This is a genomic window from Pseudocolwellia sp. G5-9 (genome assembly GCF_055808995.1).
This window is the reverse complement of sequence record NZ_CM147893.1, coordinates 4,353,604-4,369,476: the sequence shown is the minus strand read 5'-3', so window position 1 is coordinate 4,369,476 and position 15,873 is coordinate 4,353,604. Positions and strand designations below refer to the sequence as shown.

Sequence of the window (15,873 nt, the reverse complement as noted above, 5' to 3'; positions counted from 1 at the left end):
TCTGGCATTTTTATACTCCCAATTCTTGACGTTGTTTACGAAGGTGAGGAGGCATGTCTTTATAAACATGGTTAAACATTTCACTCACAGGAGGAACCGCACCTTTACCTAAGGTTCCGTAACTTTCAGCCTCTTTTGCTGCGGCTTTAACTTCAGCTTTTATCTGTTTAGTTAGCGCTTCATGTTTGGTTTCATCCCAAACACCTTTAGCAATTAAATGTGTTTTCAAACGCTCAATCGGGTCGCCTAATGGCCAATGTTCGGCTTCATCTGCTGGACGATATTTTGTTGGATCATCAGACGTGGTATGAGCGGCGGCGCGATACGTTACCCATTCAATTAACGTTGGTCCTAAATTTTTACGCGCACGATCGATTGCCCATTTAGACACAGCATAAACCGCTAAGAAGTCGTTGCCATCAACACGAATAGAAGGAATATTAAAACCATGACCACGACAGGCGAAATTAGCTGACTCCCCACTCGCAATACCTTGAAAGGTTGATATTGCCCATTGGTTATTCACCACATTTAATACCACTGGCGGCTTATAAGTTGACGCAAAAACAAGTGCTGAGTGAAAATCACTTTCAGCCGTTGAGCCATCACCTATCCAACCCGAAGCAACTTTTGTATCGCCTTTAATAGCAGACGCCATTGCCCAACCTACGGCTTGCATAAATTGAGTGCCTAAGTTGCCAGAAATAGAGAAAAAACCATAATCGCGTTCTGAATAGAAAAAAGGTAATGAACGCCCGCCTAGTTTATCTTTTGAATTGGAATAGATTTGATTAATCATATCTACCATTGGAAAGTCTTGAGCAATTAATAACCCTTGTTGTCTGTAGCTTGGAAAACACATATCGCCTTGCGATAACGCCATGCGTTGTGCACAAGCGATGGCTTCTTCACCTCGACACTGTACATAAATAGAGGTTTTTCCTTGGCGTTGCGACATGAACATACGCTCATCAAATATCCGTGTTCTTAACATTACGGTTAAACCTTTTAGTAAAAAGGCATCATCAACATCAGGGATCCAATCGCCAACAGCCCTGCCGTTATCATCCATAACTCTAACCATGTCATAGGCAAGATCACGAATACTCGCAGGCGTACAATCTATTTCAGGCTTACGAACAACGCCTGCTTCAGGTACGCTAATATGACTAAAGTCAGGTTTATCGCCCGGTCTAGAAGACGGCTCTGGTACGTGCAAGCTCAACGGTTTTTCATCATTCATGTTAATGTTTTCTCCAAAGCAGAGTGCTTTATCTATTATGTTTAAAACGCGTGAAAGTTTTAAAATTATAAGAAAAATATATCATGTAAAACCGTAGCTAGTCCTACCAAATAAACACCTAAAAACACAAAATAGTGGTGTAAAAAACCAAAAATAAATATAAAATTAGAGAGTATCACCACAAAAACAAAACATAGTAGAAATAAGGAATTCAACGTGAGCAATTTAATTTTAGATAAAACCGACATAGAAATATTAAAAGAGTTACAACAAGACGCAGGCATTTCTAATCTTGAATTAGCTGATAAAGTTTCATTATCAGCCTCACCTTGTTCAAGACGAGTTAAGCTACTTCAAGAGGCGGGTTTTTTTAGAGGTAAAGTTACCTTACTCGATCCTAAAAAGGTGGGGTTGCCTGTTAATGTCTTTATTCAAATTACCTTAAGCCGCCAAAAAAAGAATAATTTAGAAAAATTTGAAAACAAAATAAGCCAATGGCCACAAGTGATGGAATGCTATTTAATGACGGGTGATTTTGATTACTTAGTTCGAGTTGCCGTACCTGATTTAACTAGCTATCAAGAACTATTAGAACAACTCACAGAAATGGAAGGCATTAGCCACATAAAAAGCAGTTTTTCATTAAAACAAATTTGTTATAAAACAGAGTTGCCTTTAGAGCATATGAGTAAATAAGTTTATCCATGCTTAACGGCTAATTAAAGCCGTTTTTTTATTACACAATCTTTCTTTTTATTTAGCTAAGAATGATTTTAAAGGAGTAATAAATTTATCGAAACTTTCAATATGTGGTAAATGACCAATATTTTCTATTTCAACTAATATACTGTTAGGAATAGCTTTTTGAGTTGCTTTGCCTAACTTATCATATAATCCCATAGTTTTTCTTACCTCTTCAGACACTAAAGGTTTTCCTAGGGCTGTTCTATCTCTTGTTCCAATAATTAATAAGGTTGGACTTTTAATATCTTTAAACTCATACACAACAGGTTGAGTAAAAATCATGTCGTAAGTTAAGGCTGCATTCCAAGCGATTTTCTTGTAATCAGAGTTTAAGTTCCAACCCGCTAACAGGTAAACCCATTCGTCGTACTCTGCTTTCCACTTACCATCATAATAATTTGTAAGCTGATAAGCCTTTATACCCTCATACGTTTTTTTCATTTCTAATTGATACCACCAATCAACGGTTTGATAAGGAACCAACAACTTCCAATCTTCTAACCCTATAGGGTTTTCTAGCACAAGTTTCTCAGTTGTTTCTGGGTACATTAACGCAAACCTTGCTGCTAACATTCCTCCCATTGAATGGCCTAATATGGTTGTTTTTTTAATACCTAAAGAATCTAAAAGCGCTTTAGTATTTTTAGCTAATTCTTGAAAAGAATATTGAAAATTATCGGGTTTTGATGATTTCCCAAAACCAATTTGGTCTGGCACGATCACTCGATAACCTTCACTTTTTAAAGCTTCGATTGTTGTATCCCAATAAGCACCATTAAAGTTCTTACCATGAAGAAGCACAATGCTATGCCCGTTATTTTTAGTTGAGTTAATGTCCATGTAGGCCATTTTAAATTTTTGTTGTTGCGTGTTAACAGTAAAATACTCAACGGCATGAGGGTATTGGTAATTACTGAGCATTAAATCTAACCATTGCAACTTACTTTCTTGAGCGAAAGCAGATGAACTCATTAATATTAAAAAACAGGTGTATATATATTTCATTTTAAATTGTTTTACCTTTTTAAATTTCATCAAGAATACATTGATATTTTAGGAACGGTTAAACTTCGTTTGAATATTTACATGAGCGATAATGAAATCTACGAAGCTGAAATATTTTGCTTGATGCTGAGCTTCATAACAAGCTCAAGCACTGATGAAAAATGTAAGGAACTTTGTATTTGTAATGTATGAGCCATCCTTGGCTAAACATACTCTGCTGTTTAGTATGTTCTTATAAAATTAAATAAACTCACATATGAAAATTGATAACATAATCACGCTAAGTAACTATAAAGTATATCTATTCACTTAAAATGTGTGGTTTAGAAAACCTTTTGGTACCCGTTTTTTTCAACGCTTCAAACAAAGTTGGTATTAAATCAACACCAGATTTAACTTCCATATCTGAACGCTCTAGATCGGAACCAAAAGCCTCTGCTTTTTTACCGAAACATTTTGACAAGAAATGTTCAGTAACAGCCATTCTAGAAATGGTCGTTTCAGCTCGATGTCCACCATGCCCTTCTCTTTCATAAAGAAGGTAGGTAACTGGCTTATTAAGTGCTTCCATAGCTCCTACCATTTCTTCCGCTTGGCGCTCAAGCACTCGTGCGTCTTCCCCACCTGTAAATAGAAGTAGCTTACCTTTAATATCAGCAACTCTTGATATGGGTGAGCGCTCCATTAAGTCAGCCACTCCTTGTCGGGTAGTTGGATCACCTACACGATGTATCCATTGCGGCCACTGGTAACGCCACCAAGCGGGCATATCTGTTAATATTCTTTTCAAGTTAGATGGTCCCGCCCCGGCAATCGAACATTGAAAGCGATCAGGTGTAAAAGTGAGTGAAACCATAGACGCATAGCCACCATACGAGTAACCATACGAAGCGACTTTGTCACGCTCTGTTATTCCATTTTTAATAGCCCAATCAACACTGTCAATTACATCATTATGCATATCTCCAGCCCACTGCTTATCGCCAGCAGATGTAAACGATTTGCCAAAACCAACAGATGCTCGAAAATTAATTGATAATACGGCATAACCGCGATCGGCAAGCCAAGCATCAATTGGGTGATTCGAATTAAAGCCAGGACGCTTTCGAAGCCAAGGACCACCGTGAAGACTAACCACAAGTGGCATTGGTTTTATTGGGAAACCGTCTGCATTTACAGGTGTACCAAGTGGCAAGGTAAAATAAGTAGGCAATAATATTCCATCGCGAGCGGGGATCATTACACCTTTAGTCGGTGCGAGTGTATATTTCTCAAGATTAGGTCGAGTTGAAAAAATGAGTGTGGCGGTTTTAGTTTTACGATCCCACCAATGATAGCGGTTAGGTTTTCCGCTGGGTGATTGAAGTATTAATAATCGTTTTTCATCGGGCTGCCCTACAATTGAAAATGAATGACCAAACGTTTTTTCTAAAGCTGCGAATTCGTCCACGGCTTTAGGAGAGCGCACGGTCCATTTAGGCATCAATGGATCTTCTTTTGTTGCCCACAATGCTTTCGATTTTTTATCATAAAAAACCTCTGTAATGTCGGCTTCTATAGCTTTTGCTAGAATATTACGTTTTCCTGTCGCGGTATCAAATTCCACTAAATTAGTATATTCAGATTCAACGCTATCAAGTAAAGTAATAATGCCTTTATCACTATCATACGATATGATTTTTGTACTACGATACGCATCAAGTGGTACTGTTAATAGTTCAGAACGAGTGTCTCCATCTAAACGGATATAAGTTGATGAACCATCATCATTACCACGCTCACCAATATTAACCTTTAAATCGGCATTAGCACGAAAACTGATAAATCGCCCATCATTACGAAATACTTCTTCACGTTCACCTGTTTGCATATCCATTAGGTATACGTCTTCAAACCTTGCATCTCTGGTATTGAGACTGACTAATACTTTCGTTGGATATTTTTTTGATGTTGCGATTATTTCAGTACGTGTAGTAACGTCATTGGTTAAGTTTTTCACTGTTCCCGACTCAAGCTCTACCGACCACAATTGATTTATTTCTTTTGCTACCCAATGCTCTAATACTAATAAAAATTGACCATCAGCACTCCAACGGAAACTTCTTGGCGCTTCCTTAAAGGATGTCACTGGTACGGCTGTTTTCGGTGAATCAACAGAACCAATCCAAATATTTCGCACGCCATTAAAAGGCTTAATGTAAGCTATTTTTTTACCATCAGGACTGATCTTCAAACTTGAATAAGTTGGATCTGCGAAATACTCACTACGTGGAATAAATGAAGTAGATTGAGAGCTTTTCACTAAAGTTGATGCTGAGCCTTCAGCCAGAGTACCTCCTGAAAATCCTATCATCCCTAGTATAGCCAACAAATTAACAAAGACTTTTGGGCTATACTTTTTTCGCATCAAGCTCATATTATAAAGGCTAACCTCTAACCATATTTTCATACTTGTTCCCCTTTGTGCCCTGTTGGTTGATTATATTTAAATGCTCTCTATTCATTCACAATCAGACTTTATTGTGAATGAATAAACCACCTTAAAAATAATATAATCGAATTTCAAACGTAATCAATTGAGTTTCTGTGACAATAAAAGACACGATATATGAACAATAGATAGAGGGAGATGGCTATAGCGTTTTTCAATTAAAAGGGGGTATATACCTTTGAGTAAAGTTAAGGTGTGCTAATTTAGCACACCTTATCAAACTTAAGTCTTACAAGTTATACAGCACTATTTACTTACAATAATGTGAGGCACTGAAAATCTTTTGTTACCCGTTTCTTTTAATGCTTGAGGTAAGCCTGGTATTAAATTAACACCTGATTTAACTTCAATATCTGAGCGTTCTAAATCTGAGCCAAAAGGTTCAGCTGCATTACCAAAACAATCAGATAAAAAATGCTCTTGAACGGCACGCATAGACGTTGTGACTTCGGCTTTATAACCACCATGACCTTCATCTTCATAAACAAGATAAGTTACTGGCTTATGAAGTGCTTCCATCGCAGCTACCATTGATTCAGATTGACGAATAAGTACACGCGGGTCACCTCCTGTAGCCGTTATCAATAAATTACCTTTAATATCTGCAGTTCGAGTGATTGGTGAACGATTGAGTAAATCAATAGCATCTTTCTCATTATTTGGATCTCCAATACGATTTGTCCATTGTGGCCATTGATAACGCCACCAAGCAGGCATATCAGCGGTAATTCTTTTCAAGTTAGAAGGCGCTGCAGTAGCAATAGCACATTGAAAGCGATCAGGCGTAAAAGCTAAAGAAACTAATGATGCATAACCACCATACGAACGACCATAAGAAGCAACTTTGTCGCGTACTGTTATTCCATTTTTAATAGCCCAATCAACACTGTCAATTACGTCATTATGCATATCTCCAGCCCATTCTTTATCAGCAGCAGAGGTAAAAGAATTACCAAACCCAACAGAGCCTCTAAAGTTTATTGATAATGCAGCATATCCACGGTCGGCAAGCCAATAATCAACACCATTAAAAAATCTATCACTCATAAGGCTAGAGCGTCCCCATGGACCACCGTGAATAATAACAACCAATGGAATGGCTTTGGTTGGAAAACCTTTTGCGTTTACTGGCGTTCCTGGAGGTAAGGTTAAATACGAAGGCATAGTTAAGCCGTCACGTGTTGGTATCATGACACCTTTTTTCTCTGCTAATTTATATTTATCAAGATTAGGTCGAGTCGAAAATATAAGCTTAGCTGTTTTGGTTTCTCTATCCCACCAATGGTAACGTCCTGGCAAGCCCTTAGGCGAATCAAGGATCAATAAGCGTTTATCATCTGGCTGAGCTGCAATCGAAAAAGTGTGTCCAAAAGTATTAATTAACGCTGTAAATTCTTCCTCTGCAGCAGGTGATCTAATCGTCCATTTAGGTACTAATGGATCTTCTCGTGTTGCCCATAGTGATTTCGATTTTTTATCAAAGAACACACCGTTAATATCAGCCTCTATTGCCTGAGCAAGCACAGTACGTTCTCCGGTTGCCGTATTCAATTTAACTAAACTTGCATACTCTGCATTTCGGCTATCAAGTAAGGTAACTACGCCTTTATTATAAGACATCACCCTTGTACTACGTAACGCTTCAAGTGGTACTGTGAATAATTCAGTACGCGTATCACCATCTAAACTAAAGTAAGTAGATGAGCCATCTTCATTACCACGTTCAGCTAGATTAACTTTTAAGTTAGCATCCGCACGGAAGCTAATAAATTGTCCATCATTACGAAATACTTCTTCGCGTTCACCGGTTTTTATATCCATTAGGTAAACATCTTCAAACCTTGCATCTCTTGTATTAAGGCTAACCAACACCTTAGTTGGATATTTTTTTGATGTTCCGATAATTTCAGTTCGGGTAGTGGGATCTTTAATCAAATTTTTGGCAATCCCAGATTCAAGATCCACTGACCATAATTGCCATATTTCTTTTGCTGCCCAATCTTCCAACATTAATAAATATTGACCATCAGCACTCCAACGGAAACTTCTACCCACTGGCTTTTTAAATGAAGTAACAGGGACTGCAGCTTCAGGATTATCAGTTGGACCAACCCAGATATTTAATGCTCCGTTAGACATTTTTTTGTAGGCAACTTGTTTGCCGTCTGGACTAAGCTTAAGAGATGAATATGTTGGATTACCAAAAAGCTCACTACGTGGAATAAGGGGTGCCGATGATACCTGAGAATTTTTAACCTGAACCGATTGCGTTCTTTCTGCTGAAGCACAACCCGATAAACTTATTGCCCCCACTATGGCCAAAAGCCACGTAAAAATTACTCCTATATATTTACTTCGATCTGAATAAAGCTTGTAAAAAATAACCTTTGACTGTATTTGCATGCCCGTTCCCCTTTTTTTAATAAATTAGTATTGGAATAACGTACTTTCATTCACGACTAATTACACTTCACGATGAAAGATAAAAAATACTACTTTCAAAATAGTACAGTACAATTCAATACGGAATCAATTGAGCTTTTGTGATAGCATAAAACACGATTCATGGCTCATAAAAACACATAAAATCGCCATAAAGCATACTAGATATGGTCCAAATTAAACGCTATTGCTGGACAAGTACTGCAAAGCGAAATTCAGACTCAAAAGGTATCAACACCAAAGGAGATAGCCCCACTAAAAGCTTCCCCAAAGTGACAATTTATAATCGGTGTAACGAATACGTTTAGAAACTTGACTTCCTTCAAAAGTGCCAGCTCTAGTACCATCAAAAAAGTAGCGCGAGCGGTCAAACTTCCCCCTTGTAGCTTTATCTATATCTAATTGGATTTTTAATCCAAAAAAACGTGTTGTTTCTATAAAAAAACCTACCCGATCATTAGTGGCTTTAGTGTTATTATATTCATCCACTAAAAACTCAGTTTCTTCAAAATTACCATCAAATTTAAATCCCCAAGCGATCTTTTGTTCAGCTAAATCTTGACGAAGTTCAAATTCAATATCATATGGATTGTACTCATTTTCCACCCGTTCACGACCAATAATAGGATCATAAAAAGCCGATTCATCCCGCTCATAGGTGACTTCTAATAATCCATTAGGTAGCACCCAATCTAATGGTAAATTAAGTTCAATATTTACTCCCCAATGATTAGCATCACCGGCATTACCCAAACCTTGGCTTACTTCTCCGTCTTCAGATACAGATAAAACTATCTGCTCTAAAATATCCTTTCGCCATTCATTAAATAACACCCATTTAAAACTACCACGATCACTAAACCTCCAATCAACAGTAGCTTTAACCACGGTACTTTGATCGGGTTTTAAGCTTGGATTACCTGAGGTAGTGCGATCATCTGAAGCTTCAGAACTTGCGGCAAAATCTTTAAAGTCTAATTGCCCTATTTCATGTTCAGCTTCAAATATTAATTTAATGTCATCATTTAAAGTGTAAGTAGCGGAAATACGAGGCTTAAGAAACTGAAAATCTTGTTTTAGATCTGAGCCCCCTTCTACCTTAAGTTGAGAAAACTCTCCTGTTAATCCACCTTCAAGCGTTAATTGCTCATTCATTTGATATACAAACGTAGCAAACAATTCACCTCGCCACTCTTGAACTATAACATCGCTGCCAGCAACTGCTGAAAATATGCCGTTATTAGATTCTATAGCGTTAGTATCAAGTCTATTACTAGCAAGCTCAAAACCAAATTCGGGTTTAAACGTAGAGCCGTTAACTTTCCCATAGGTAGCTCTACCTACATATTCTGTTTTTAAACGCTCTTGCTGAAAAGTAGAATCAAAACTATCACCTATATTCCGTCTCTTAAAACTATAGGTTTCATCTTCAACTAAACCTAAACCTATTATCCTTAATTTCCAATTATCGATATTTTTTGCCCAATCAGCTCCAAATTCTGCTTCTCGTGATTTATTCTTTTGATTAAGTACCCAAGACCAATCAGCAGTTGAGTTGTCTGGCTTTCTATTTAAAAAAATATCGCGACTCGTGTCGCCCTGCCAATTTTCGCTACCTACTCGGCTATTTAACGTGAGCTTACCATCAGCCAAGCTTCGCGAACCTTCACCACTAAAATAAGTCTTTCGGGTAAGCTCTTCAAAAACTTCATTAGAAGAGGACGTTAATTCACCTTTTGCATCGCGATCGGTCAAAACCGCAGGACGATATTCCGGAAGATTGCCAATACTGACATCAAAAGATGTATTCCATTCCCCTAGCTCTGCAGTAATCGCTGCTTCAAATTCTGGTTCAAAAGCTGTACTTCTGGTTTTAAACAATTGCATCCTCCAAGTACCACTGGTGCCTATATTAGCTCTAATTACATTAGCAACCACTGACTGACCAGCTGCTTCTCCAGCACTAACTCCACCCGTTATAATCTCAATACGTAGAACTTGCTCAGCAGGAATACGCTGTAAGACACTAGATAATCCATTAGATTTAGACGTTGGTCGCGAACCGTCAATCAATACATTCCCCGCATTACCTCCAAAACCTCTATTTTCAGAACCTTCATCAAAAGAAAAACCAGGTAACCTTTCAATCATTTCTAATGCATTTTGCGGACTGTATTGATCAAAAAAGTCAGTTGTGTAAACCAAAAAATCTGAATTATTTACTCGGACATTTGTTTCTACGATGTTGCTAGCTAGGGCTGTGCTCGACAAAAAAGGAGTTAGTCCTAAAATGCATATCCTTGACAAACATAAGCTATATTTATGAACTGTTATAATTTTCATGTGTTAGTTTTCCATTATTATTATTATAAGAAATAAATACGTTTTACTTTTTTTGAAAATCTAAAACCTAGTAGAATAATTTTGCAGGTTAATTCCAACGACCCACCTACATAAACTGCTGATACCGCCATACCAGCTCAAGATGATGTTCCGCTGGAAATATAAACATTTTAGGTATCGTTAAACGAAACCTAACTACATACATCCATGTGAAACCTTGTTGAAATCAATAACGCACTATAAGCGTTTTTAAACCAACCTTTAGGAAGGGCTGATAAAGTTGATATTTTTTAAATTAGGAGGTTATATAAATATTAAGTCTTTAATTTTCATAAAATTACATAAGTAAAAATGCATAATGAAATATAACAATTTATATTTTTTAGACACAGTGGCATATTGTGTTTTGAAAAGTTCTCTTTCGTGTTGTGTTGATTTAGGGAGTCAATTCGATGGTTAAATAAAAAGGGATAGTTAAACAGGTAGAAGAGCAATGAGTGAGTGGGTTGAATAAATATAATGTGTTCTTTACTCTGTATTTTTTATAGAAGAAATAAAACATACAAAGCAAAGAACTCTGATATTACAAACATAAAAACAAAAAGAGCTAATATTAGGGTCTGTAATATCAGAGTTATTTTACTTGCAACACTTAATTTGAAGCGATAAAACTTAGCTAAAAAGAGAAAAACATCCCCCTGATACCAAGTTAGTTAATCGCCTGCTTAGCAAAATTATTATTCATATTAGTTGTATTAGTGTTACTTATTTTTATAAACAATACCTTCTTTCATTACAAAATCGATATCCATTAACTCTTTAATATCTTTTGTTGGATCACCATCCACAGCTACAAGATCAGCATATTTCCCTGCTTCAATAGAGCCTAAAAGATCTGATTTACCTAAATTATCAGCGCCATAAACAGTTGCTGTTTTAATTGCTTCTGTAGGCGTTAGTCCTGCTTGTACTAGTAATTCAAATTCTCTAGCGTTAAGCCCATGTTTAGATACTCCACTATCGGTACCAAACGCAATTTTAATACCTTTAGCGTACGCTTTTCTTAAATTTTCTATTAACATAGGACCCACTTTAATTGCTTTTGCTTTAACTGCTGGTGGATAGTATGAATTTTCACTCATTGCTATTTCTGTCACAGTAGCTCCTGCCAATAATGTTGGTATTAAGTAAGCACCTGTTTTCTTAAATAACTTTAATGATTCTTTATCAGCAAAAGTACCATGTTCAATAGAGTCAGCACCCGCACGCAATGCCGCATTTAAACCATCTGCGTTATGTGCATGAGCGGCAACCTTTCGCCCTAGTGCATGTGCAGTATCTACAATGGCTTTTATTTCATCATCAAAAAATTGCTGTCCTGTACCTGATGCTGTTTCGGATGTTACTCCGCCAGTAGCAACAAATTTTATTTGATCTGCTCCACGTCTTACTTGGTCACGTACAGCACGACGACAATCAGCAACGCCGTCACATACACCACTGTGGTTAACCACTTCAAATACTTCTTGTCTGTATCCATGACGTTGTCCATGGCCACCTGTAGGAGAAATAACAAACCCTGCCGTATATATTCGTGGACCAGGAATATAGTTTTTTGCAATAGCATCACGTAATGCAAAGACAGAATCTCCGCCACGAGCACCTAGATCTCTTACCGTTGTAAATCCTGCATTGAGTGTATTCTTTGCATTGTTAGCACCAAATAAAACAGTATCAGGATCAGAGAATTCGACTCTACGCATTTTATGTTTACTATCAAGTTCATCGGTAATGTGAACATGACCATCAATAAGACCCGGCAATACAAATTTATTTTTTAAGTCATGGATTTTGATGGTGTCATCTTTGGTGATATTCAATGAGCTGGCTGATATATAACCCGACTTAACATCAATCACTTTCCCATCACGAATAACAATACTTTGCTTACTTTTAACGCTCTCGCCAGGTACCGACATTAACTTACCTGCATGTACCACAACAAAATCAGCCGTGCTTCCTATAAGAGGAGTTATAGCTAATACACAACCTACGAATTTACTTAAAACTTTCATGGTATCTCCTGATAACCTTTTAACGCTACAGTACTACAATCTATATTTATCTACTTTTGAAATAAGAAAAACTACGAATATCTTTTGCAAGAACCTCTCTAGCTTTAATGTTTATACCCGTAACCATTCAAGATGTAGGTTTCAGTGGGAACTAAAAACAATTTAGGCACAGATTTCATGTTCCAGACGAAATCTAAGTGCATACATCCATGTATGCAAGGCATTAAGTTTACGTCATGGTTATTCCCTGACTAAAGTTAATAACGCGGCATAAATTGTTTTTAGACCCATCGAAGAAGCGCTTGAGCAAAATCACTTCTTCGTTAATGCTTTTTATAAGGGAACGACCATTATTACAAAGCATTGCCTTGAATTGATATCGCTCAAGCACTCTGAAATACGCATCTTGAGTGGTAACGGGTTTATATATAATCTATATCAATATAATCTCCTCATTACTTGTATTAAAATTTTTATACTAGATCGTGTTGACCTTTTGGCTATAAATTTTGTTCAAATGAAACAGGTATTACATCAAAGCAACGGCGCAACTCTATTGTTTCAACTCGTACTTTAACCACTTCCTGCCCCCTATTAAATTAACAGGGGATATTAAAATCCCCTGTTAGATCATCCTGACAATTTAAGGCAACTTATTAAAAATTATAAGTAGCTCGTATAGACACAAATCGTCCCGTATTATCATAATTCCCGCTTGAACCTAGATATACGCCTGCACGACGAGGTGGATCAACATTAAGCAGGTTAGTTACTGTTGCTTGCACCTTCATATCATCGTTCACTTTATAACCAAAAATTAAGTCATTATATATTCGCGTATTAACATCATTAGTATCGATTGACTCATCTGTAAGAACCGTATTATCAAGGTTTGTTGACCCAATGTAACGAGTCTTTAACCCAACAGATAATGCATCTTGAGAATAAGTAAAGTTTAAGTTCGCACGGAATTTAGGATTGTTAGGCTCATTTCTAGTAACAATTAAGCTGGTAGGATCGTTCTCATCAACTAATTGTTCATGCTCCATAAGATATGAGCCATTAAAAGAAACACTTAAATTACCTTCAAAAATACCAGTACGATAGAAACCTTCAAAATCTACACCGCGGGCATTCAGTCTACCCACATTAATTTTAGTAACATCTATATTAGTAATAGATAAATTACTACCACGGGTAAGTAATGGACAAAACTGATTATCAAGCGTTGGTGAGTCAACACAATTATTAATAATTTGGGCAATAGAAAAAGTACCAATAGCACCTGTTATTTCGATATCCCAATAATCAACCGACAAAGAAAAACCATCCATAAAGCTAGGTGTCAATACTGCACCAATTGTTACTGAATCTGACTCTTCTTCACTTAAGTTTGGGTTACCGCCGGTAACAACTAGTTTTGCAGAAACATCATCAGGATCTACCCAACCAACAGGAATACCCAAAGCAGCACAATTAGCTTTACGGGTAGCCGTACCTAATTCAATTTGAGTAATATGACAAGCATCAGTAGTAAAAGTAGATGCAGACACTCCAGGACTATATAGTTCTGATAAATTAGGCGCTCGTACACTGGTCGCGGTTGATGCTCTTATACGTACATCTTCAGATATAGTCCAATTAAAGCCAAGTTTAGTTGCCGTAGTACTACCTATAGTATCGTAATCTGAAAACCTAACAGCAGCTTCAATATCTAGCTGTTCAAAAGCCGGTATATCTGAAAGTACAGGAACCACAAATTCTACATAGGCTTCATCAACATTTAACTCTGCATCTTGTGGCTCTTGACCTTTAAATAAGTGCAGTTGATTTCTTTGAGCTAAGCCATCATCTAATGTTTTTATTGACTCATTTCTATGCTCTACCCCTGCGGCAAATAAAACATCACCAGCAGGAAGTTCAAATACATCACCCGATAAACTTGCTGATATTACTCGTTGCTCGTTTTTGTGCAGACGTAAGACGGTATGCTCTATATATGCTGATTGCTCTGCCGTAAGCGGATCTTGTGAAAGTGGATAAATAGGAACACAATCACCACCACTACGACAAACGGCTTCGCCTGTAATAGGATCTTCAATAACATCAATAGCTTTTTCTACGTACTCGGGGAGCGTATGATTAGCCCATTTCGATTCGTTTTCGTAGCTGGCATCTTGAAAAGAAATATCCCAGCTCCATTCATTTGCAAAATAGCCGTTAAAACCAGCAACAATAGAGTAACTAGTACGATCTAATATTGGTGCTCTATAGCCCCAATTTGCATATGCACGATTATATTTAAATGACGTTAAACCATTTGCATCCATAAGAGCCGTTAAGTCATCTGGTAATAGAGGGTTCTCACGTCGGAGTGTGTTTATAGCAAATCCACCACTACTCGTTGTATTATCAGGTTGCCCTGCACCAACTGTATTGGTTATACCGTAATCAGCATCAAGAAAAAAATTAGTATCTTCAGCTATTTTATAGTTAACACTAAAACGACTTGCAAGTGTTTCTTGATCTTGTCTTAAAGGTGTAAATTCTATTGATCTATAACCTTCTGCGCCTATACCTCGTTGACTATCAAAATCTACACCACGGTCAATTGGTCTAACACCATTATCGTCCGTATACCATGTACCACCGATGTTGAATGCTCCTTTAGGAGAGAAAGCATAAATAGCTTGGTCAAGAAGGTGGATTTGATCAGGTATACCATCATCAGGGCCTGTATTCGCTGGGTTTGGTCGTAAACTTAGTTGCAGTTCACCGAAGTCTCTTTGCGTAGCTTGTAGTTCATTTTCTTTGCTATAACTAACGCCAACGACTATGCTTCCTCGGCCGTTAGCAAATTCTGCTCCACCAGATAAATCAAGGGCGAAGCGTTCACCACCGCTACCTTCAGTAGAGGCGCCTGTACTTACAGAAACCTCCATCCCTTCAATTTTGTCTTTCATGATCATGTTAACAACACCACTTACAGCATCAGCACCGTATACAGCAGATGCCCCCCCAGTGATGACCTCAACACGTTCAATTAATCCCGCGGGGATCATTGACAAATCAACCGCAGAAGAAGCACTACTACCAGAAACACGACGGCGACCATCGACTAATACCAAGCTTCTATCTGTTCCTAAACCACGTAAATTTATGAACGATGCGCCGGCTTCTGGATCTGAAACTCCCCCTGCGCTACCGTTAGCACTACCTAAACCAACACCTATTGAAGGCACTGATTTTAAAACATCATAAATACTCGCGAAACCTGACTCTTCAATTTCCTGTTTTGCCACTACATTAACAGGGGTTGATGTTTCAAACCCCAGTCGTTGAATTTTACTCCCTGTTACAGTGATTTTTTCAACACTTTCCTCTTTTTTCTCTTTTGATGTTTCAGCTTGTTGAGCATATACTCCCGATGAAACCAGTGATAATAATAAAAAACTTGAAGCAACTTTTGTTAATTTAAACTCTTGTCTATTAATTTTTTTATATGACATGATAACTTCCCCCAAACGTAA

The 15,873-nt window shown here is 37.5% G+C and carries 8 protein-coding genes; 1 reads left to right on the top strand and 7 read right to left on the bottom strand.

Translation table 11 applies throughout. From position 1 onward, the window contains the following. Positions 1–10: 10 nt before the first annotated feature. Positions 11–1,243 (bottom strand): 3-methyl-2-oxobutanoate dehydrogenase (2-methylpropanoyl-transferring) subunit alpha, encoded by a 1,233-nt coding sequence (locus AC0L5Q_RS19015; protein WP_077338177.1) that lies wholly within the window; start codon positions 1,241–1,243, stop codon positions 11–13. A gap of 216 nt (positions 1,244–1,459) precedes the next feature. Here AC0L5Q_RS19015 and AC0L5Q_RS19010 point away from each other — a divergent pair, with 216 nt between their 5' ends. Then, a complete protein-coding gene (locus tag AC0L5Q_RS19010; protein WP_473613120.1) occupies positions 1,460–1,939 on the top strand; it encodes an Lrp/AsnC family transcriptional regulator in 480 nt (159 codons plus the stop codon). A 57-nt stretch (positions 1,940–1,996) separates the two neighbouring features. Here AC0L5Q_RS19010 and AC0L5Q_RS19005 read toward each other — a convergent pair whose 3' ends face one another. From AC0L5Q_RS19005 to AC0L5Q_RS18980, 6 genes are all read right to left on the bottom strand, one after another. Next, positions 1,997–2,992 carry an alpha/beta fold hydrolase gene (locus AC0L5Q_RS19005; RefSeq protein WP_473613119.1) on the bottom strand — a complete coding sequence of 332 codons (996 nt, stop codon included), beginning with the start codon at positions 2,990–2,992 and terminating at the stop codon, positions 1,997–1,999. Positions 2,993–3,293: 301 nt separating this feature from the next. Beyond that, entirely contained in the window at positions 3,294–5,441 is a 2,148-nt protein-coding gene (locus AC0L5Q_RS19000) for a S9 family peptidase (protein ID WP_473613118.1), read from the bottom strand. A gap of 288 nt (positions 5,442–5,729) precedes the next feature. Continuing rightward, on the bottom strand, positions 5,730–7,886 hold the full coding sequence (locus AC0L5Q_RS18995; protein WP_473613117.1) for a S9 family peptidase: 2,157 nt from the start codon (positions 7,884–7,886) through the stop codon (positions 5,730–5,732). 294 nt (positions 7,887–8,180) lie between these two features. Then, positions 8,181–10,196 (bottom strand): TonB-dependent receptor domain-containing protein, encoded by a 2,016-nt coding sequence (locus AC0L5Q_RS18990; RefSeq protein WP_473613116.1) that lies wholly within the window; start codon positions 10,194–10,196, stop codon positions 8,181–8,183. Positions 10,197–11,029: 833 nt separating this feature from the next. Beyond that, positions 11,030–12,343 carry a metal-dependent hydrolase family protein gene (locus AC0L5Q_RS18985; protein WP_473613115.1) on the bottom strand — a complete coding sequence of 438 codons (1,314 nt, stop codon included), beginning with the start codon at positions 12,341–12,343 and terminating at the stop codon, positions 11,030–11,032. 656 nt (positions 12,344–12,999) lie between these two features. Next, positions 13,000–15,852, bottom strand: a complete 2,853-nt coding sequence (locus AC0L5Q_RS18980; RefSeq protein ID WP_473613114.1) for a TonB-dependent receptor plug domain-containing protein — start codon at positions 15,850–15,852, stop codon at positions 13,000–13,002. Positions 15,853–15,873 lie beyond the last annotated feature (21 nt).